This is a genomic window from Nonomuraea sp. GTA35 (assembly GCF_041950525.1).
Classification (GTDB): Bacteria; Actinomycetota; Actinomycetes; order Streptosporangiales; family Streptosporangiaceae; genus Nonomuraea.
Genome location: NZ_JBGNUV010000002.1, coordinates 610,571 through 630,447 on the forward strand (window position 1 = coordinate 610,571; position 19,877 = coordinate 630,447).

Sequence of the window (19,877 nt, forward strand, 5' to 3'; positions counted from 1 at the left end):
CTTACTTTACTTTCCACCAGGCCGCCGAATCCGCTGCTCCAGGGACATCGGAGGCGATCAGGAGCTCGCCGCCGACGCCGAGGTCCACGGGGGTCCCGGTCAGGTTGACGGCGCAGACGAACGTACCGCGGGAGAACACCAGCGTGCCCTCGGGCGAGTCGTGCCAGACCAGCTCGCCCTCGATCTCCTTGCGCAGCCGCAGGGCCTGGCGGTACAGCTCCAGCGTCGAGCCGGGCACGCCGCGCTGGGCCTGCACGCTCAGCTCGCCCCAGCCGGCGGGGATGGGCAGCCACGGGTCGGTCCAGCCGCCGTCGCGGGTCCACGGCATCGGCACGCGGCAGCCGTCGCGGCCGCTGTCGGGGTCGCGCAGCCGCTGCGGGTCCTGGCACAGCTCCGCCGGCAGGTCGAGGACCTCGGGCAGGCCGAGCTCCTCGCCGTTGTAGACGTAGGCCGAGCCGGGCAGGGCGAGCGTCAGCAGCGCGGCGGCGCGGGCGCGGGCCAGGCTGCCGTAGCGGGTGACGTGCCGCTTGACGTCGTGGTTCGACAGCACCCAGGTGGTCGGCGCGCCGACCGAGCCGGCCGTGGCCAGCGAGGAGTCGATCACGGCACGCAGCTGCGCGGCGTCCCAGGGGGCGAACAGGTAGTGGAAGTTGAACGCCTGGTGCAGCTCGTCGGGGCGGACGTACATGGCCAGCCGCTCGGGCGTCGGCGCCCAGGCCTCGGCCACGCCGATCCGCTCGCCGGGGTAGGAGTCGAGCACGGCCCGCCAGGCGCGGTGGATCTCGTGCACGCCGTCGTTGTCGAAGAACGGCACCGGCTCCCTGCCGACCATCCTGGCCTGGTTGCCGCGGCCGATGTCGGGCAGGCCGGCCGGCTTGACCATGCCGTGCGCGACGTCCACGCGGAAGCCGTCGACACCCAGGTCGAGCCAGAAGCGCAGGATCGACAGGAACTCCCCGCGCACCTCCTCGCTGTCCCAGTTGAGGTCCGGCTGGGCGGGGTCGAACAGGTGCAGGTACCACTGCCCGTCCGCCACCTGCGTCCACGCGGGCCCGCCGAAGATCGACTCCCAGTCGTTGGGCTGGTCGCGGAAGATGTAACGATCGCGCCTCTCGCCGCGCAGCGCCTGCTGGAACCAGGGGTGGGCGGAGGAGGTGTGGTTCGGCACGACGTCCACGATGACGCGCAGCCCGTGCTCGTGGGCCTCGTCGATGAGCGCCTTGGCGTCCGCGAGCGAGCCGAAAAGCGGGTCGACGTCGCGGTAGTCCGCCACGTCGTAGCCGAAGTCGGCCATCGGCGAGGTGTAGAAGGGCGTCAGCCAGATGGCGTCCACACCGAGGTCGGCGAGGTACGGCAGGCGATCGCGAACACCGATCAGGTCGCCGACGCCGTCACCGTTGCCATCGGCGAAACTGCGCACGTAGACCTGGTAGATCGCGGCGTCTCGCCACCAAGCGGTCATGGTTTCCCCCGAGTCATCCCCCGAACGTCCCGACTATGAAAGCCCTTTCCGCAATTTTACGCAAGTCCTTCCACGCCCCGCAGATCCGGAAATCTGGGCGTACGGACACCCAAAACTCCCGCCCGAAACGCACACGAAAGAGATTCTTTATGTCAAGGGTGGACATGTAGCGTTAAGGCGCGATGTACTACCTCATCAATCAGCCTCGTCACAGGTGACACGCGCGCAAGGTGTGGGCCCATGAGCTCGGTCGTTCTCGACAAAGTGTCCAAGGTGTATCCGGGTGACTACCTCGCAGTCGACCGGCTGAGCCTGCAGGCGGGAGACGGCGAGTTCCTCGTCCTTCTCGGCCCCTCGGGTTGCGGCAAGTCCACGCTGCTGCGCATGATCGCGGGCCTGGAGGAGATCACCGACGGTGAGCTCTGGTTAGACGGGCAGATGGCCAACCACCTCGCCCCGCGCGACCGTGACGTGGCGATGGTCTTCCAGAACGGCGCCCTCTACCCCCACCGGACGGTACGCGGGAACATCGCCTTCCCGCTGGAGATCGCCAAGTCCGACCCGGCGATGGTGCGCGAGCGCGTCACGGAGCTGTCGAAGGCGCTGCACATCGACGAGACGCTGGACCGCCGCCCGGGCACGCTCTCCGGCGGCCAGCGGCAGCGGGTGGCGATGGGCCGGGCGATCGTGCGCCAGCCCAAGCTGTTCCTCATGGACGAGCCGCTGTCGAACCTGGACGCCGGCATGCGCACCGAGCTGCGGATGGAGATCTCCTCGCTGGTCAGGTCGCTCGGCGTCACCACGATCTACGTCACGCACGACCAGGTGGAGGCGCTGACGCTGGCGGACCGGATCGCGATCCTGAATCGCGGCGTCCTTCAGGACGTCGGCACTCCGGCCCAGATTTACAACGATCCAGCGACGGCCTTCGTGGCCGCTTTCCTCAACTCCCAGCAGTTGAACCTGTTGGCGGCGGGTGTAAGGACGCCGCAGAACCAGTACGTGATGCTCGATTTCGGCCCGCACCGGCTCACGATGCCGTGGAGCGATCCCAGGGCGTACGCCATCTCGCAGCACACCGGCGGCCAGGTCCTGGTGGGGCTGCGGCCGGACGGGCTGGCGCCGGTGCCGGAGTCGTACGAGGGGCCGTCGTTCTTCGGGCGGGTGCGGGCACTGGAGTACCACGGGCACGAGTGGCTGGCGTACCTGGAGTGCGGGATGCCGGCCGTACCGGTGCCCGAGCCGCCGGACCCGCGCGGCCGGCGCGCCAACGGCGGCAAGAACGGCGCCGGCAAGCTGTCGGGCCTGGTGCGGCGGCTGTTCCCGCGCCAGGAGCAGGAGTGGCAGGACCAGGAGCAGGTCGGCGCGCATGCCAACAGCGGCATCCACCGCCGCTCCGACCTGATCGTCCGGCTCGGCAACCGGCCCATCTGGCGCGCCGGCGACGCCGCCAAGGTCGGGGTGGACCTGTCCCGCATCATGATCTTCACCATGGACGGCGCCCGCATCGACCCGCCGCGCCGCTAGCCCCCTCCCGCCTGCCTCCCAGGCCGGGCGCCCTCCGGCGGCGCCCGGCCTTCTTTTCGCTTGACCAAACGGACCGCAGTCCGTATTGTCGGCTCACGTAACCGGACCACGGTCCGCAACTTCCAGCGAAGGGACCCGGCATCATGAGCCGCCTGCTGCACATCTCCGCCTCACCGCGCGGAGCGGAGTCCATCTCCCTGGCCATCGCCAGGACGTTCACCGACGAGTACCTCGCCACCCACCCCGGCTCCTCCGTCGACCACTTCGACCTGTGGGACGGGACGCTCCCCGAGTTCGGTCCGGCCGCCGCGCACGCCAAGATGACCGTGTTCGGGGGCGGCACACCGGAGGGCGAGCAGGCGGCGGCCTGGGCGGCGGCCGTGCGCACGTTCGAGCGCTTCGACGCCTACGACCGGTACCTGTTCAGCGTGCCCATGTGGAACGCGGGGGTGCCGTACAAGCTGAAGCAGTTCATCGACGTCGTCAGCCAGCCCGCGATGGTCTTCGACGTGCACCCGGAGACCGGCTACCGCGGCCTCGTCACGGGCAAGCGCGCCGCCGTCGTCTACACCAGCGCCGTGTGGGGGCCGGGGCTGGGGCCGGAGTTCGGGATCGACTTCCAGTCCACGTTCTTCGAGGAGTGGCTGAAGTGGGCGGGGATCGGCGACGTGCGGGCGATCCGGCACCACCCGACGCTGACGGGCTCGTACGAGAACGAGCGCAAGCAGGCGGACGAGCACGCCAGACAGGTCGCCAGGACGTTCTAGCGGCGCAGGCCGGTGAACGCGGCGGGGAGTCATCCATGAAATACAGGCCGAGTTCAGGAGGCCGCAGACCACCGAGGGCCGTCGGGGGTGTCCTCGACCGCCACGCCGCCCCGCGCCATCGCGTCCCGCACCGCGTCCGCCACGTCGTAACACCCCTTCCCCCGCAGCTCCGCCCGCAGCTCCAGCAGCGGCTCCACCAGTGCGGGCAGCCCCTCGGAGCGCCGGCCCGCCGCCTGGGCGAGCTCGCCCAGGCGGGCGATCAGCAGCCGCATCAGCTCCCTGGCCTGCTCCACCCCGCCCGCGTCCTCCTCCGTGTCGGCGGCCCACTTGACGATCTCCGCCTCCAGGTCGAGCACGGCCTGCGCCGCCGCCACCATGTCGGGCCGGTCGGCGGCGGTCTTGAAGAGCTCCTCGCACGAGCGGATCGTCTCCTCCAGCGTCACCTCGGCGGGCGCGTCGGCCACGGCGTCCAGGGGTGGGAGCGGGACGGGGGCGCCGGCGCGGCCCTCGGCCAGGCGGCGCAGCTCGCCGAGGTCGGTGGTGGTGCCCGTGGGCAGGATCGCGAGCGAGCCTGGCCGCCGCACGGTCAGGCCGCCGCGGCCCGCGACGCGCACCGACTCGCTCTCCAGGTCGATGATCAGGGCGGTGTGCTCGTCGAGCCCGAGGACCGCCGTGCCGGGCGGCAGCTCGCGCTCCATGCGTGACAGCCGGCGCTCGCCGAGGTAGCAGTAGCGGGTGTCGTGGGTGCCGCCCTCGGCGTTGTCGAAGTGCGGGATCAGCACCGCCCGCAGCCCGAGCGGCTCCAGCAGGTCGATGCCCTCGCGCCAGTGGGGCTCGGCGCCGACCTTGTAGATCTCGTAGACCGGCACGGTCGCCAGGCCGGCGGTGCAGGCGGCGGCCGAGGCCAGCACGGTCACGCCCGCGCGGGCGCGGATCCTGGCCCGCAGGTCGCCGGCCACGCCGGAGCCGGCCCACCGGTCGAGCGCGTAGGTGGGGCTGCCGGGGCCGGAGAACACCCAGTCGGCGCCGGCGATCGCCGACGCCACCTCGACATCCAGGCCGACGCTGCGGGCGAAGTACCCGCGAGCGCGGGCGGAGATGTCGGCATGGTTCTCCTGGAAGGCGTACGGGGTGTCGAGCAGCACGGCCCGCGCCCCCGCGCGCAGCGTCCGCGCGGCGGCGCGGTGGATCTCCACCATGGTCGGGCTCGTCTCGCCCGACCCCATCAGCACCAGCAAACCGGGCATCAGTCTCGGCCTCTCTCTCGCACGCCCTCGACTACAACCCGGCCCGCCGCGAAGTTTCAAGACCAGGACACATATGCCTCACGGACGCAGTTGCATATGATTGGCAGTAAGTTGTCGTCGGTGACGGGGAGACACGTGGTCTCGGTTGAGACGCTCATGCTACGGGTGAGCACCGACAAGCGATGGTCCTACCGGCATGCCATTACCCAGCCACTACACGGGGAGAGCCCCGACGGGGCCGCCCGCAGGCTGGCCGGCGTCACGGCCGGCGACCCCGGCGTGGTCGTGCACTCCACGAGCTGGCGGCACGAGCCGGGCGGGAGGATCGTGCTGACGTACGCGATCTGCCCCGATCCGGAGCCCTGGCTGGCCGCCGTCGAGATACCGGTGCTGGAGATCGCCCGCGGAGAGGCCCCCGCGACGCCGTCACCCGAGCGGGTCCACCTGGCCAACGTGGTCGCGCACGCGGTCAGGCACCTGGCGTTCCTGATGGCTGAGGACCCGGTCGTGTCCGGAGTCCTGGCTCGCCACCCGCTGATCGCCTCCGCCCTGGAGCCCGTGACGGCGCCGGCGTGACACGCGGCGGCCCAGCTCCTGCATGGGCCGCTCGACGTACCGGTAGGTCAGCGCGCTGGCGCCGACGATCACGGCCACCGCCAGCACCGACATGCCGAGCTGGACCGGCAGGTCCGCCCGCCGCAGGTCTCCGGAGATCTCCACGAAGTACTTCAGCACCGGGTGGTGCACCAGGTAGAGCGAGTAGCTGATCAGCCCGAACCACACCAGCACCCGGGGCAGCCGCCGCCCGCGCAGCGCCATCCCGATCGCGAACGTGGCCCCGGCCAGCGCGATCGTGGTGATCCACACGTCGGCCCGCACCCACCACCAGCCGCTCTCGATCGCCCACAGGGGCGAGATCGCGACCAGCGCCGAGGTGACCGCGACCGGCCACAACCCGCCCGTCCCGCGCTCCCACCGGTGGATGGCCGTGCCCGCGAACATCACGGCCAGCACCGCCGTGCCCAGCCACGGCACCCGGCTGCTCAGCACCAGCAACGTCACCGCCATGAGGCCGAGCACGCAGGCGGACAGCGTACGGAGCCTGCCCACGAGCACCCCGGTCAGGCCGACGACGAACACCGCGCACGACACGTACGCCGGCCACCCGCCCTTGAGCACCGCGCCCGACGCCACCAGCCCCACCACCACGGCCCCCGCCGCGAACCCCATCGACAGCAGCCCGCTGCGGTCGTGCCCGCGGATCAGGAACAGCGCCGTGACCAGCAGGTAGAACACCATCTCGTACGACAGCGTCCACATGGTGTCGGCCACCCCGCCGACGCTGACGACGTCGAGCAGCATGGTCGCGTGCGCCGCCACCGCGCTCCCGTCGCGCGGCACCTCCCCCCGCACCGGCACCCACCACGCCAAGGCCAGGACCAGGGCGATGACGGCGAGGTAGAGAGGGTAGAGGCGGAAGAAGCGGCTGATCCAGAAGGCCCTGACGTCGCCGTGCCGCTCCAGGGACGTCGGGATGATGTAGCCGCTGACCAGGAAGAAGACCAGGATGCCGTAGACGCCCAGGCTGAACCAGTAGGGCCGCAGCGCGGGCAGGAACCACGGCAGCAGGTGCTCGGCCACCACGGCGAGCGCGCCGATGCCGCGCAGGGCATCCAGCCAGGCGAGCCTCGCGGCGGGCGGGGCGGAGGGCGTGGCGGCGGGAAGGGCGGCGGCGGACACTCGCCCCAACCTACCCTTTCCGGCCTCGGTGATGCCGGGATCGGCGGGGTCAGCGGTGCCTTTCACGGGTCTTCAAGGCTCGCGGTGGGCGGTGAGGCTGGCGTGGTGGTCGGCGCCGTCCGGGCCGTCGGGGTCCGTGTGGACGGTGGCGGCGCGCAGCCGTGGCAGGTCGTGGATGAGGCGGTGCTCGGCCTCGACGGCCACCTTGTGCGCCGCCACGACGGACATGTCGTGATCGACGAGGATCTCCACCTCGGCGTGCAGCGCGTGGCCGATCCACCGCAGCCGTACGGACTCCACCCCCCGCACCCCGTCCACCGTGGCCAGGATGCGCTCGGCGTCGTCCACGAGCGCGGGATCGACGGCGTCCATGAGCCGGTGGTAGATCTCGCGGGCCGCGTCACGCAGGACGAAGCCGATGGCGATCGTGATGAGGAGGCCGACGACGGGGTCGGCCACGGGGTAGCCGAGCGCGGCGCCGCCCGCGCCCAGGAGCACGGCCAGCGAGGTGAAACCGTCGGTCCTGGCGTGCAGGCCGTCGGCCACCAGCGCGGCCGAGCCGATCTCCTTGCCGACCTTGATACGGTAGCGGGCCACCCACTCGTTGCCGGCGAACCCGATCACCGCCGCCGCGGCCACCCAGCCCACGGCCCTGATCTCCTGCGGGTCGAGCAGCCGCCGGACCGCCTCGTACCCGGCCAGGGCCGCCGAGGCGGTGATGAGCAGCACGATGACGATGCCCGCCAGGTCCTCCGCGCGGCCGTACCCGTAGGTGAAGCGGCGGTTGGCGGCGCGGCGGCCCAGCGAGAACGCGATGGCCAGCGGCACGGCGGTGAGGGCGTCGGCGAAGTTGTGCAGCGTGTCGCCGAGCAGCGCGACGGAGCCCGAGGCGGCGACGATGACGGCCTGGACGGCGGCGGTGACCATGAGGGCGGTGAAGGAGATGGCCAGCACGCGCATGCCCCGGTCGCTGGCCTCCAGGGCGCTGTCGGTCTTGTCGGAGGTGTCGTGGCTGTGGGGGGCGACGGCGTGGCCGATCCTGCCCAGCACGGCCCTGATCCGGCCGCCACCGCCCTCCGCATGCCCGTGCCCGTGTCCATGTCCGTGCCCATGACCGTCATCGTGATCGGCGGGATCGTGCTGGTCGGACATGGCATCCCTCACTTGCGCCCTTCGTCCCTTTCCTCAGGATAAGGAGTCGCCGTCGGCCGCCTACCAGCCGACCTTGCCCTTCCCCGAGACGAGCGCGCGGGCGATGACCATCCGCTGCACGTCGTTGGTGCCCTCGCCGATCGCCATCAGCGGCGCGTCCCGGTAGAGGCGCTCGACCACGTACTCCTGCGAGTACCCGTACCCGCCGTGGATGCGCATCGACTCCAGCGACGCCTTGAGCGCCACCTCCGAGGCGAAGTACTTGGCCATGCCCGCCTCCATGTCCACCCGCCTGCCCCCGTCGGCCTGGGACGCGGCCCAGTACGTGAGCAGCCGGGCGGCCTGGATCTCCGTGGCCATGTCGGCGAGCTTGAGCTGGATGGCCTGGAAGTCGGCGATCGCCTGGCCGAAGGCGGTGCGCTCGCGGGCGTAGCCGAGCGCGGCGTCGTAGGCGGCCTGGGCGACGCCGACGGCGCGGGCGGCGATGTTGACGCGGCCCAGCTCCAGCCCGCCGAGCACCTGCTGCATGCCGCGCCCCTCGACGCCGCCGAGCAGGCAGGAGAGCGGCACGCGTACCTCGTCGAGCACCACCTCGCACGTCTCGGTGCCCTTGTAGCCGAGCTTGGGCAGGTCGCGGCTGACGCTGAAGCCGGGCGACGACGGGTCGACCAGCAGCACCGACATGCCCTTGTGGGCGGGCTCGGCGATCGAGGTCTTGACGAGGACGGGCAGCGGGTCGGCGTGGCGGGCGTTGGTGATCCACGTCTTGGTGCCGGTCACGACGTAGTGATCGCCGTCGCGGACGGCGCGGGTCTGGATGCCCTGCAGGTCGGTGCCCGCGCCGGGCTCGGTCAGCGCGATCGCGGTACGGCGCGCGCCGGTGGCCAGTTCGGGCAGGTGCAGCCGCTTCTGTTCCTCGGTGCCGTGGCGGGCGATCATCCAGCAGGCCAGCGAGTGGGAGCCGATGGTGCCCGCCACGCCCATCCAGCCGCGCGCGATCTCCTCGAAGACCAGCGCGAACGACACCATGTCGGCCGCCATGCCGCCGTACTCCTCGGGCACGGACAGCCCGAACAGCCCCATCTGCTTCATCTTGTCGACGATCTCGGCGGGATAGCGCCCGGAGTGCTCCCACTCGGTCGCGACCGGCACGATCTCCTTGTCCACGAACGCGCGCAGGGTCTCGCGGAACGCCTTCTGCTCGTCGGTCAGCTCGAAGTCCATGTGCGCCTCCTCAGAGCGGGCCGGTCCTGGCCTGGGGGAAGTAACCCTTGTCGTGCGGGGCGTCGCGCCGGTAGACCATGACGGTCCGCGTCCAGGACATGATCTCGTCGCCGTCCTGGTTGAGCCCGCGGGTGTAGCAGGTGACGATGCCGGCGTACGGGCGGGACCTCGACTCCCGTTTCGCGGTCACCTTCGACTCGGCGTACAGCGTGTCGCCCACGAACACCGGGTGGGTGAGCTTGATCTCCTCCCAGCCCAGGTTCATGATCGCGGTCTGGCTGACGTCGATGACGGACAGGCCGAGCACGATGGCCACGGTCAGCCCGGAGTTCACGATGATCTTGCCGGTGGGCGACCTGGCGGCCAGGTGGGCGTTGAAGTGGTTCTGGTTCGTGTTCATGGTCAGGAGCGTGAACCAGGTGTTGTCCGCCTCGCTGATCGTGCGGCCCATGGGGTGCTGGTAGACGTCGCCGACGGTGAAGTCCTCGTAGTAGCGGCCGATGGCGGGCTCGTGCACGGTCACGGGCTGCTCCTGTTGCTACGCGATCAGGAGGCCCACGTTAGTGACCAGATGATTGTTCGGTCAATCAGGTCAGGACGCGCGTGCCGCCAGCTTCGAGACCACGTCCACGATGCGGGCGGCCCGCTCCACCTCGGCACGGTGGAACACCGGGCCCTCCGCCCGCGCCACGACCACGTGCAGCCCGGCGGCGAGCACGGGCAGCAGCATCAGCCGCACCTCCTTGGCGTCCACGCAGATGGCCCGCGGGGGCGGCTCCGGCAGCTCGAACTCGGCGGGCGCGGCCAGCGAGGCGTGCCGCACGGCCCCGTCGGCCACCGCCACCGACCACTCCGCGCCGCACAGCGCGGGCAGGGCGTCCACGAGCGTGGCGAAACCCCTGGAGGGCTCGGCGGCCACGTGCATGAGCAGGTCGTAGTCGGGGGCCGAACCCGGCACCTCCTTGGTGGCCCACACGCCTTCCACCCGTACGCCGGGCATGGCGGACAGCCGCTCGCGCGCCTCGGCGGCGGTCACCGGGCCCGGCCAGGAGACGGTGAAGTCGTCCACGGCCCGGCCGGCCTCGCGTTCGAGCACGGTGACCTGCAGGATGTCCGCTCCCAGCGCGCCCAGCGCCTTGGCGACCTGGCCGAGACCGCCCGGCCGGTCGGGCAACGACACCCTCAGTCGCAGCAGCATTTCCGCCCCCTTTCCAGAGGCTCTCACAGTGCCGTGGAAAGGTTTCGAGCATGTTCCACGGATATGTCGCGCATGCTGCGGTTATATCCCAAGATGCAGTGTTAAGTCCGGATTGTCGATAAAGGGAAGTTGAGGTTTTCCGCCCGGCATCCTGTGCCACCGAGCCCCGGCCACGGGGCCGGGGCTCTCGCAGTCGCAGCCGTAGCCGCAGTCGCAGCAGTAGCAGCCGCAGGTCAGGCGAACACGTCCTGCTGGTAACGCCCGTCCGCCTCCAGCCGCGCCAGCCACGCCGCGCCGTCCTCGCCACCGGTCCTGCTCCGGTGGATGTCCAGCAGAGCCTGCCGTACGGCGGGCGCCATCCGCAGCCCGTCACCGCAGACGTACACGTGGGCGCCCTGCTCCAGCAGCTCCCACACCTCCTCCGCGTGCGCCGCGACGGCATCCTGAACGAACCGGTACGGATGCCCCGCCACGGCCGAGTACGCCCGGTGCACGCGCACCCCGCCGGCCGCCTCCCAGGAGGCCAGCTCATCGGCGTACAGCAGGTCGTGCTCGGGATGGCGGCACCCGGTGAACACCTCGGCCCGCCCCGTCGCCCCGCCCAGCGCCCGCTCCTCCAGGAAGCCGCGCAGCGGCGCGAACCCGGTGCCGGGGCCGACGAGGATCACCGGCGTGGCGGGGTCGTCCGGCAGCCGGAACGGCGGCGCGGGCACCCGGACGTAACCGTAGAACACCTCGCCCTCCTTCAGCCCCGCCAGGTACGCCGAGCACATGCCCTGGTAGGTGCCGGCGCCGGACCAGGCGGGGCCTTCGACGAGGCCGACGGTGAGCCGTACCACGCCGGGGTCGGCCAGCGGCGAGGAGGAGACGGAGTAGTAGCGCGGTTTGATCGGCCCGGCCATCTCCAGGAACACCGGCAGCGGCAGCTCGATCGCCGGGAAGCGCTCCAGCAGCGCCAGCGGGGAGACGCGCTTGGCGAGGATCTCGTCGGCGTAGCTCGCGGTCAGCTCGGCGAGCTGCCCCCTGGTCCACGGGCAGGCGGTGTGCGCCGCCAGCGCCTCCAGGTCGGCGCGGGTGGCCACCTCCTGCAGCTCGGCGAACTCGGTCAGCAGCAGCCCGGCGGTGACCGGCGTGTCCACGGGCAGGTGGGTCGTGCCGGCGGCGCGCAGCCGCACGACCTGCTCGCGGGGGACGCGCAGGCAGCGCAGCGCCCACTCCACCAGCTCGGGGTCGTTCTTGGCGAAGACGGCCACGTGGTCGCCCGCCGAGTACGTCACCCCCTCGGGCAGCCTGGCCACGATGGAGCGCACGCCGGGGCGCGGCGCCTCGGCCGAGAAGTCCCAGAGCCCCTCCGGGTCACCGGTCAGCTCCTCGTTCGAGATGACGGTGAGCGGGAAGGCGCGCTCCGACACCACCGACGGCCTGACCTCGGCCTCGCTGAGCACCTCCATCTCGTACCGCGGCCCCGCCGCCCCGGCGTCGGCGCTGTACTCCTCGGCCAGCGCCGCCCACAGGCGCGCCGTCCACGCGGACACGTCGCCGTCGAAGTCGCCGTCCGTGTCGGCCTCGCCCCGCTCGATGAGCGGGACGGCCCCCGCCGCCGTCAGCTTCTCGTACGCGCGCCGCGGGAAGTCCTGGTACGTGGGCCACTGCGTGTTGCCGCAGCCCAGCACGGCCAGCCGCACGCCGGACAGGTCGGGCAGCGCCTCCAGGGCGTCGAAGCGCTGCGCGTTGTCGGGCGCCTTGCCGTTGTAGGAGGAGGCCACCACGATCAGCAGCCCCTCGGCGGGCGGCGTCAGCTCGTCCAGCGTGGTCAGCGTGGTGGCGAACCCGGCCCGCCCGGCCCGCTCGGCCAGCCGCTCGGCGATGTCGGAGCTGGTGCCGAGGTTGGAGCCGTAGGCGACGGTGAGCGGCACGCCGGTCACCGCGATGTCGTGCTGCTCGCTGTCCTGCTCCGGCAGCGCGGCCACCACGGCCCGCTCGTGCGCGCGCCGCTCGCGGACCCTGAGCGTGAACCCGTCGGGCTTCAGCGTCAGCGTCTGCTTGGTCTTCATGCGGTAGACGTTCGGGTCGGACAGGGCGAAGCGCCGCAGGATCATCGCCAGCGCCAGCCTGGCCTCCGTGAGCGCGAACTGGCGTCCGATGCAGGCCCGCTCGCCGTTGCCGAACGGCTTGTACGCGGCGGGGTGATGGTTCTTCTTGTTCTCCGGCAGCCAGCGGTCGATGTCGAACTCGTCCGGCCGCTCCCACGCCTTGGCGCTGCGGTGCAGCGGCGGGAGCAGCACGCCGACGCCCTGGTTCCTGGGGATGAGGTAGGGGCCGATCATGGTGTCCCGCTCGGCGGTCACGCTGAAGGCGGGGATCGGCGACCAGATCCGCAGCGTCTCCTCCAGGATGCGGGGGATGACGTCCAGCTTCATGATCGTCTCGTACGCCGGCGGCTCGTCGCCCGGCAGCAGCCGGTCGACCTCCTCGTAGGCGCGGGCCAGCACGTGCGGCTCGCGCAGCAGGTTGTACAGGGCGAAGGAGAGCAGGCCGCTGGTGGTCTCGTGGCCGGCGATCAGGAAGGTGAGGACCTGGTTGCGGATGTTCTCGTCGGACAGGCGGGCGCCCGTCTGCGGGTCGGACGCCTCCAGCATCAGCCCCAGCAGGTCCTTGGCGCCCCCGCCGGCGCCCTCGGCGCGGCGCTGCTTGATCACCTCGTCCACGAGCTCCTGCATGGTGGCGATGTCGCGCCGGTAGCTCTCCTCGTTCCGCTTCTTGAGCTTGGTGACGAACGGGAGCTGCTGGTTACGGTGCATGGCCTCGGTCAGCGCCCCGCCCATGGCCTCCAGGAACGGGTGCAGCCGCGGCGAGTCGAAGGAGTTGAACCGGTAGCCGAATCCGGTCAGCGAGATCGTGTCGAGGGTCAGCCTGGTCATGTCGTCGGCGACGGGCAGGTCCTCCCCCTGGCGGGCTGCCCACGACGCGACGAGCTGCTCGGCGACCTCCAGGAACTGCGGGTAGTACGCCTTCATCGAGCGCTGGCTGAAGGCCGGCATCAGGATGCGGTGCGCGTGGCCCCACACCGGCTCGTCGTGATCGGCCGTGAACAGGCCGTCACCGCCGAAGTCGCGCACGATCGCCAGCGGCGGTCTGATCCGCTTGACGAACCGGCTCTCGTCACACACCTCGGCCACCAGGTCCGGGTCGTAGACGAGGATGACCCGGCGGCCGGCGATCTCGAGCTGGAAGATGCCCTCGTCGTACTGCGAGGCGACCTTGACGAAGTGCTCGACCGGCGCGTGCGAGGGGACCTGCAGCGTGTTGCCCACGAGGGGCAGGCCCGCAGGGGCGGGGATCCGAGCCATGAGTGCTCCCTTCCATAGCCATACACCGTATGGCTGACGCTACCATACGGTGTATGGCAGTGAGCGCGCGCAGGGGCGCACCCCTGACTCTCGGAGAGATCAGCTCCACCGCTCTGCGTCTGATGGACGAGGGCGGCGTGGAGGGGTTGTCCATGCGCAAGCTGGCGGCCGAGCTGGACGTCAACCCCATGTCGCTGTACCACCACGTGGACAACAAGGACGCGCTGATCAGGCTGATCTGCTCGACGGCCGCGCAGCGCATGGAGCTGCCGCCGGACGACGGCTCGCCCTGGCAGGACCAGCTCCGGGCGCTGGCCCTGGCCTACCACCGCAACGCGCTGGAACATCCGGCCATGTGGCACCACCTGCACAACCACCCCGAGATCATCGCGGACCGGGGGCTCGTCATCTGGCAGACCCTCTACCGCATCCTGCGCCTGGCCGGGGTGCCGGAGCCGGAGCTGCGGCGGACGAGCGACGTGCTGCACGCCTTCGTCACGGGCTTCGTCATCGCCGAGACGACGGGGCACCTGCCGGCCGAGGAGGTCGAGCGCGACTTCGACACGGCCATCAGGCTGATCATCGGGGGGTTGTCGGGGATGTCGGAGCGCTCGGGCTCCTCGGGCTCCTCGGAGTCGCCGGGGCAGTCGGGGCTGTCCGGCTGAGGCGCACTGCCAGGAGGGTGAGCCAGGTCCAGCCCGTCACGATGAGCACGCGCTGGATCAGGCCCGCGTTGGGCGCGTCCTGCGCGAACGCCTGGCCGTACGCGAGGAACAGCGCCACCGTGGCGAGCGCCGTGACCAGCGAGTACGCCCTCCACCACCCCTTCAGCCGGAACGCGGCGGTCAGGCACGCGAGCGGCAGCGCGAGGAAGACCAGCAGCGAGGCCAGGTCGTGGGCGCTGTTGTGCAGGCTCGTGACGGCCGGGACGCCGGGCGGCGCGCCGGGCGGGTAACCCTGCATCGGGTCCATCACGAACGCGCCCGCACCGATCAGGCCCACGCCGAACAGGGCGATCAGCACGGCCGTCCAGCGGGAGGCGAGCGCGCGGCGCACACCCTCGGCGTAGGGGAGCATCAGCAGGCCGGTCACGATGAAGCTCGCGATCTGGATCCAGCCGCGGTCGCCGAGGCTGAGCTGACTGCCCGAGTGGTAGACGGGGTCGTAGCCGGGGCGCAGAGCGCCCTCGGCGAGCAGCACGATCACGAAGAGCGGCGCGCCGGCGGCGCCGCAGAGCAGCAGCGTTCTGGTGGTCGTCATCGAGTTCTCCAGGGGATCCGGGGCAGGGGCGCCGGCCCGGCGGGAAGTGCCGGGCCCGCTTCGCCGGGCCGACGGGGAGCGCCAGGCCCGCCTTGCCGGGCCGGCAGGGAGCGCCGGGCCAGCCTTGCCGGGCCGGCAGCCGATCGGGGCGCCGGCCGGTTCTGCCAGTCCAGCAGGCCCGATCGGGGGCGTGCACTGGCCGGGTGGCCACGGTGTGTGGCCGATCGGCCAGTGATCGGCGGCCCGGGCTCGCATAGGCTCCCCGGCATGACGGTCGTGCCACGCCGGCTGCTGCCCGCCGAGCTCGCCGCGCTCGACGGGTGGCCCGCCGATCGCCGCACGGCACGCGACTGGGCCGCCGACGCCGGGCTGTTCGCGTTCGCCGTGATCATGGCGGTGGAGCAGGCCGCCGCCTACCCTCCCGCCGGGGTGGACTTCGTGCCCGCCTGGCACCTGGCGATCAACCCCTGGGTGGCGGCGGTGGCATGCCTGGCCCTGTGGTGGCGGCGGCGCTTCCCGGTGCGGCTCGGGGTGGCGATGGCCGTCGCGCTGGCCCTGTCTGCCTCGGCCATGGGGGCGGCGATGGTGGCCGGGCTCACCGTCGCCGTGCACCGGCCGTGGGGGCGGGCGGCGGCGGTCACGGGGGCGTACCTGCTGGTGTGCGGGTACTACGGGCTGTTCGCCGAGCCGCCGGGGGTGCAGCGGCCGGTGCTGGTGGCCACGCTGCTGCTGATGCTCGGCGGGCCGCTGTGCCTGGGCATGGCCGTACGGGCGCGCCGCCTCCTGGTCGTCAGCCTGCGGCGGGAGGCCGAGGTGGGCGCGCGCGAGCACCGGCTGGAGCTGGCTGAGGCCCAGCGGGCGGAACGGGAGCGCAGGCTGGAGCTCGCCGAGGCGCGCAGGGCCGAGCGGGAGCACCGGCTCGCGCTGGCGGAGGCGCGCAGGGCGGAGCGGGAACGGCTGGCCCGTGAGATGCACGACGTGCTGGCCCATCGGGTGTCGCTGCTGACCGTGCACGCGGGCGCGCTCGCCTACCGCAGCTCCCGCGCCGCCGCCGGGACGGGCCCGCCCCTGGACGCCGAGGAGGTGGGCGGTGCGGTGGAGGTGATCCAGGACAACGCGCGGCTGGCGCTGGAGGAGCTGCGGGACGTGCTGTCGGTGCTGCGCGACGGTGAGCCCGCGGACGCCCCGCCGCAGCCGGGCCTGGCCGACCTGCCGCGCCTGGTCGCCGAGGCGGAGTCGGCCGGGCAGCGGGTGCGGCTCGCCGTGGGGGACGAGGTGGCGGCGCGGGCGGGGTCGGTGCGGGCGCACGTGCAGCGGACCGCGTACCGGACGGTCCAGGAAGGGCTCACGAACGCGCGCAAGCACGGGCCGCCCGGTGCGGAGGTGCTGGTACGCGTGAACGGCGTCCTCGGGGACGAGCTGATCGTCACAGTGGAGAGCCCCGTCACGGGCACCGGCTCGCCCGCCGGGGCGGGCGGGGGTAAGGGGCTGATCGGGCTCGGGGAGCGGGTGGGACTGGACGGGGGCAGTCTGGAGCACGGGGTGCGCGGCGGGGTGTTCGTGCTGTCGGCGCGTCTACCGTGGCAGCAGACGTAGGGACGCATCTCCTGGAGGGCGTGTGGCTGAGCCGATTCGGGTCCTGCTCGTGGACGACGACCCGCTGGTGTGCGCCGGGCTGCGGCTGATGCTGCGCGGCGCGCCCGACCTCGAGGTGGTCGGGGAGGCCGCCGACGGGGCCGACGTGCCGGGGGCCGTCGAGCGGCTGGCTCCCGACGTGGTGCTGATGGACATCCGCATGCCGTACCTGGACGGGATCTCCGCCACCAGGGCGCTCGCCGCACGCTCGGGCCGCAGGCCGCAGGTGATCGTGCTGACCACGTTCGACGCGGACGGGACGGTGATCGAGGCGCTGCGGGCGGGCGCGTCTGGGTTCCTGGTCAAGCACACGCCGCCCGAGCAGATCGTCGAGGCGGTGCGGCGGGCCGCCGCCGGTGAGCCGGTCCTGTCCCCCGGGGTCGCCCGCACCCTCATCTCCCACGTCACCGGCGCCCCGGACGCCCGCACCAGGCGCGCCCGCGACGGCCTGGCCCGGCTGACCGGACGGGAGCGCGAGGTCGCCCTCGCCGTGGCGGAAGGCACCTCGAACGCCGAGATCGCCGCGCTCCTGCACCTGTCGGTGGGGGCCGTCAAGGCGCACATCTCCAGCGCCCTGGCCAAGCTGGGGCTGGTCAACCGCACCCAGCTCGCCATCCTGGCCCACGACGCCCGCACCGGTGAGGAGAGCCCCGGCCGCTAACCCCGGTCAGTGGCCCTCGGCCGCTGCCCCTGGGCAACTGATCCTGGGCCGCCGACGGCCGCCGCCCACCTGGGCCGCCAAGCTGGGCCGGCTGGCCTGGGCCGCCGAACTGGGCCGGCCGGCCTGGGCCGCTGATCCTGGCCGGTCGGCCTGGGCCGTATCGGGGGCCTCGGCGCGACGGGCCTCAGCCGGCGGCCTCCCAGACCGCCTCGAACGCCTCCAGGGTGATCTCGGTCAGCTCCCACACCTCCAGCGGCTGGTCGGTCAGGAAGCCGTACTCGTCCTGCAGGTGCCGCCACCAGTAACGGCGGGCACCCCGGTCGGCGCCCACCTCGACCTGCCGCACGGCCCACTGCTCGCGGTTGTCACCCTCGACGCTCTCGAACAACCACGCCCGCCCGTCCTCGTCGCCCATGTGCCAGTAGTGACGGGGCGTGTCGGACTCGGCGAGCTGCCGCACCAGCGGCTGGCGAAGATCTGGAACCACGGCGCCACTCTAGAGCGTGCGGGACGCCGCCGGTCGGACGGGCCGTCGCTCCCGCCGGCCCCGCCCAGGTGGGGTCATCACCGGATGGTCAGCGAGACCGTCACCTTGTCCAGCTCCTTCGCCGGGCCTTCGACGAGGGTGCGCACCACCTTGCCCCGCAGGTCCACCATCACCACCTTGGTACGGCCGCCACTGGAGGTCGTGGCGAGGTAGTGCTCGCCGTCCAGCCAGCCCTCGAACACGTGGCCCTCACCGAGCGGCACCTCGGCCGCGCGCCGGCCGGTGGCGGCGTCCCACAGGCACAGGTCGCGACCCGGCGGCGGGCACCGGGTGCTGAACACCGTGCCGTGCCTCGGGCTGGTCACCGCGTTGGCGGCGAAGAGCTCGCCCACTCCGGGGAACGAGCGCAGCTCGGCGCCTTTCAGGTCGTACAGGCGCACCGTGCCGTCCTGGCCCTGGTGCAGCACGCTGCCGCCCGGCCCCCAGACGAACGGGCCGGTGCCGCCGCCCGCCACGTCGAGGACGGTGACGGCCTTGGTGACCGGGTCCACCACGACGAATCCGGTGGCGCGCCGCTTCTCCCCCTTGCCCTCGCGGACGGTCAGGAGCAGGCGCTCGTCGTCGCTCCAGCGCAGGTCGGTGGTGTCGCCGGGCTTGTCGGATGTGCGGATCTGGACGTCCTCACCGGTGCGGCGGGTCACCAGGCGCAGCACGTTGAAGTCGGTGCGGGCCAGGGTGCCGATGCCCAGGGCGGCGACGTATCCGCCGCCGGGGGAGACCTCCGGCGTCTGGAAGTTGCCGAAGAAGGTGAACGTCCCCGAGGCGGGGTCACGGACGTACGCCGGGTTGCCCGCCGCGGGGTCGTCCGTCACGCCGAATATCGACGTCACCCACAGCGGGTCGTCCGGGTTGTCGTACACCTTGATCGACCAGTCGGGAAGACGGACGGTCGCCGTCGAGGAGGTCCGCATCGGCTTCGCGAGCGTGTGCACCGAGCGCCCCGGCGACGGCACCGAGCGCTGCGACGAGGGAGCCGAATGCTCCGGCGAGGGCGTGACCGCCTGGGCTGCTTGCTCGCCCGGCGTCCGCGTCAGCACGTACGCCGCGCCGCCCGCCACCAGCACCGCCAGCACCGCCGCAGCAGCCGAGTACCGGAGCCACCGTCGCCGGGGCGTCTGCGTCCCGCGCCCGGCGGACTGCGGCTCGGGCGGCACCGCAGCGGCCCCCTGCCCAGCCGCAGGCCGCGGGCCATTCTGCACCTCGGCCCCCTGCCCGGCCGCGGGTTGTGGCGCGGGCGGCGTCGCGGATTCCTGGCCGGCCGCGAGCAGGCGCTTGGCCGGTACGGGATGGCCGAGCAGCGTCAGCAACGCGCGCGAGGCCGCCGGCCGCTCGGCCGGTTCCTTGGCCAGGCAGCACAGCACCAGCTCCCGCAGATCGCCCTGGAGATCGCCCACCTCGGGTTCCGCCGTGAGGATGCGGTTGATCAGCGCCGGGAGGTGGGCGGAGCCGAACGGGGGCCGGCCCGTGCCCGCCGCCACGATCGTGCACGCCCACGCGAACAGGTCGGCCGGCGGGCCCGATCCCGCCTCGGAGAACTGCTCCGGCGCCATGTACGGCGGCGTCCCCACCAGCTCGGCGGCGGTGCGCTCGCCCGAGTCCAGCCCGCGCGCGATCCCGAAGTCGATGACCCGCGGGCCGTCCCGGCCGAGCAGCACGTTGCCCGGTTTGAAGTCGCGGTGCACCACCCCCGCCTGGTGGATCGCCGCCAGCGCGGTCAGCGTGCCGATCGCCAGCCGGCGCAGCTCCGCGCCGCGCAGCGGCCCCCGCTGGGCGATCACCTGGGCCAGCGACGGGCCGTCCACGTACTCGCTGACGATGTACGGCAGCCCGTTCAGGTCACCGGTCGCCAGCACGTTCGCGGTGCAGAACGCCTTCACGCGGCGGGTCAGCTCGATCTCCCGGGCGAAGTCCGCCCCGGCGCCCGCGCTGTCGTCCGCCCCGCCGGCCGCCGCTGGGCCGTGCCGCAGCACCTTGACCGCGACCCTCTCCCCCTGCGGTGACTCTCCCAGGTACACCACGCCCTGGCCGCCCTCGCCGAGCCGGCCCAGGATGCGGTACGACGCCACCTCAGCGGGATCACCGGCGAGCAGCGGTGTGGCGGGCATGG

Annotated in this window: 16 protein-coding genes; 5 read left to right on the top strand and 11 right to left on the bottom strand. The window is 72.4% G+C overall.

All coding sequences use genetic code 11. The features are described 5' to 3' along the window. Position 1 precedes the first annotated feature (1 nt). Entirely contained in the window at positions 2-1,462 is a 1,461-nt protein-coding gene (locus tag ACBJ32_RS09470; RefSeq protein ID WP_375126400.1) for a glycoside hydrolase family 13 protein, read from the bottom strand. A 240-nt stretch (positions 1,463-1,702) separates the two neighbouring features. Between ACBJ32_RS09470 and ACBJ32_RS09475 the strand changes: the two genes are divergently transcribed. Beyond that, on the top strand, positions 1,703-2,989 hold the full coding sequence (locus ACBJ32_RS09475) for an ABC transporter ATP-binding protein (protein ID WP_375126401.1): 1,287 nt from the start codon (positions 1,703-1,705) through the stop codon (positions 2,987-2,989). A gap of 143 nt (positions 2,990-3,132) precedes the next feature. Beyond that, on the top strand, positions 3,133-3,756 hold the full coding sequence (locus ACBJ32_RS09480; protein ID WP_375126402.1) for an FMN-dependent NADH-azoreductase: 624 nt from the start codon (positions 3,133-3,135) through the stop codon (positions 3,754-3,756). Positions 3,757-3,809: 53 nt separating this feature from the next. On the opposite strand, the gene ACBJ32_RS09485 is transcribed toward ACBJ32_RS09480, so the two are convergent. From ACBJ32_RS09485 to ACBJ32_RS09515, 7 genes are all read right to left on the bottom strand, one after another. Next, positions 3,810-5,003: a hypothetical protein gene (locus ACBJ32_RS09485; protein WP_375126403.1), complete on the bottom strand. Its 1,194-nt coding sequence runs from the start codon at positions 5,001-5,003 to the stop codon at positions 3,810-3,812. Positions 5,004-5,429: 426 nt separating this feature from the next. Further along, on the bottom strand, positions 5,430-6,743 hold the full coding sequence (locus ACBJ32_RS09490; RefSeq protein ID WP_375126404.1) for an acyltransferase family protein: 1,314 nt from the start codon (positions 6,741-6,743) through the stop codon (positions 5,430-5,432). Between the two features lie 72 nt (positions 6,744-6,815). Beyond that, on the bottom strand, positions 6,816-7,895 hold the full coding sequence (locus tag ACBJ32_RS09495) for a cation diffusion facilitator family transporter (RefSeq protein WP_375126405.1): 1,080 nt from the start codon (positions 7,893-7,895) through the stop codon (positions 6,816-6,818). Positions 7,896-7,955: 60 nt separating this feature from the next. After that, positions 7,956-9,119 carry an acyl-CoA dehydrogenase family protein gene (locus ACBJ32_RS09500; protein ID WP_375126406.1) on the bottom strand — a complete coding sequence of 388 codons (1,164 nt, stop codon included), beginning with the start codon at positions 9,117-9,119 and terminating at the stop codon, positions 7,956-7,958. 10 nt (positions 9,120-9,129) lie between these two features. Next, complete coding sequence (locus ACBJ32_RS09505; protein ID WP_375126407.1) at positions 9,130-9,642, bottom strand: MaoC family dehydratase; 513 nt, start codon at positions 9,640-9,642, stop codon at positions 9,130-9,132. Between the two features lie 69 nt (positions 9,643-9,711). Continuing rightward, the gene (locus ACBJ32_RS09510; RefSeq protein WP_375126408.1) at positions 9,712-10,317 is read right to left on the bottom strand and encodes an ACT domain-containing protein; all 606 of its coding nucleotides are present in this window, start codon (positions 10,315-10,317) and stop codon (positions 9,712-9,714) included. Positions 10,318-10,550: 233 nt separating this feature from the next. Beyond that, positions 10,551-13,667, bottom strand: coding sequence for a bifunctional cytochrome P450/NADPH--P450 reductase (locus ACBJ32_RS09515; RefSeq protein WP_375126409.1), 3,117 nt, complete (start codon positions 13,665-13,667; stop codon positions 10,551-10,553). 53 nt (positions 13,668-13,720) lie between these two features. Here ACBJ32_RS09515 and ACBJ32_RS09520 point away from each other — a divergent pair, with 53 nt between their 5' ends. After that, complete coding sequence (locus tag ACBJ32_RS09520; RefSeq protein WP_375126410.1) at positions 13,721-14,332, top strand: TetR/AcrR family transcriptional regulator; 612 nt, start codon at positions 13,721-13,723, stop codon at positions 14,330-14,332. Here ACBJ32_RS09520 and ACBJ32_RS09525 read toward each other — a convergent pair. After that, positions 14,247-14,927: a DUF998 domain-containing protein gene (locus ACBJ32_RS09525; RefSeq protein WP_375126411.1), complete on the bottom strand. Its 681-nt coding sequence runs from the start codon at positions 14,925-14,927 to the stop codon at positions 14,247-14,249. The two genes, ACBJ32_RS09520 and ACBJ32_RS09525, sit on opposite strands and share 86 nt — an antisense overlap. Positions 14,928-15,194: 267 nt before the next feature. On the opposite strand from ACBJ32_RS09525, the gene ACBJ32_RS09530 reads away from it, so the two are divergent. Together ACBJ32_RS09530 and ACBJ32_RS09535 are read left to right on the top strand one after the other, a co-directional pair. Beyond that, complete coding sequence (locus ACBJ32_RS09530) at positions 15,195-16,523, top strand: sensor histidine kinase (RefSeq protein ID WP_375126412.1); 1,329 nt, start codon at positions 15,195-15,197, stop codon at positions 16,521-16,523. A gap of 22 nt (positions 16,524-16,545) precedes the next feature. Beyond that, positions 16,546-17,223: a response regulator gene (locus tag ACBJ32_RS09535; protein ID WP_375126413.1), complete on the top strand. Its 678-nt coding sequence runs from the start codon at positions 16,546-16,548 to the stop codon at positions 17,221-17,223. A gap of 184 nt (positions 17,224-17,407) precedes the next feature. Here ACBJ32_RS09535 and ACBJ32_RS09540 read toward each other — a convergent pair whose 3' ends face one another. Then, positions 17,408-17,710: a hypothetical protein gene (locus ACBJ32_RS09540; RefSeq protein WP_375126414.1), complete on the bottom strand. Its 303-nt coding sequence runs from the start codon at positions 17,708-17,710 to the stop codon at positions 17,408-17,410. Positions 17,711-17,787: 77 nt separating this feature from the next. Continuing rightward, positions 17,788-19,875, bottom strand: coding sequence for a protein kinase (locus ACBJ32_RS09545; RefSeq protein ID WP_375126415.1), 2,088 nt, complete (start codon positions 19,873-19,875; stop codon positions 17,788-17,790). Positions 19,876-19,877: the final 2 nt, after the last annotated feature.

Coding starts and splice junctions, on each gene's coding strand:
- ACBJ32_RS09510 (WP_375126408.1), bottom strand. CDS start 10,317: ATGCTGCTGCGACTGAGGGTGTCGTTGCCCGACCGGCCGGGCGGTCTC.
- ACBJ32_RS09520 (WP_375126410.1), top strand. CDS start 13,721: ATGGCAGTGAGCGCGCGCAGGGGCGCACCCCTGACTCTCGGAGAGATC.
- ACBJ32_RS09495 (WP_375126405.1), bottom strand. CDS start 7,895: ATGTCCGACCAGCACGATCCCGCCGATCACGATGACGGTCATGGGCAC.
- ACBJ32_RS09480 (WP_375126402.1), top strand. CDS start 3,133: ATGAGCCGCCTGCTGCACATCTCCGCCTCACCGCGCGGAGCGGAGTCC.
- ACBJ32_RS09485 (WP_375126403.1), bottom strand. CDS start 5,003: ATGCCCGGTTTGCTGGTGCTGATGGGGTCGGGCGAGACGAGCCCGACC.
- ACBJ32_RS09545 (WP_375126415.1), bottom strand. CDS start 19,875: ATGCCCGCCACACCGCTGCTCGCCGGTGATCCCGCTGAGGTGGCGTCG.
- ACBJ32_RS09515 (WP_375126409.1), bottom strand. CDS start 13,667: ATGGCTCGGATCCCCGCCCCTGCGGGCCTGCCCCTCGTGGGCAACACG.
- ACBJ32_RS09475 (WP_375126401.1), top strand. CDS start 1,703: ATGAGCTCGGTCGTTCTCGACAAAGTGTCCAAGGTGTATCCGGGTGAC.
- ACBJ32_RS09525 (WP_375126411.1), bottom strand. CDS start 14,927: ATGACGACCACCAGAACGCTGCTGCTCTGCGGCGCCGCCGGCGCGCCG.
- ACBJ32_RS09500 (WP_375126406.1), bottom strand. CDS start 9,119: ATGGACTTCGAGCTGACCGACGAGCAGAAGGCGTTCCGCGAGACCCTG.
- ACBJ32_RS09470 (WP_375126400.1), bottom strand. CDS start 1,462: ATGACCGCTTGGTGGCGAGACGCCGCGATCTACCAGGTCTACGTGCGC.
- ACBJ32_RS09530 (WP_375126412.1), top strand. CDS start 15,195: ATGACGGTCGTGCCACGCCGGCTGCTGCCCGCCGAGCTCGCCGCGCTC.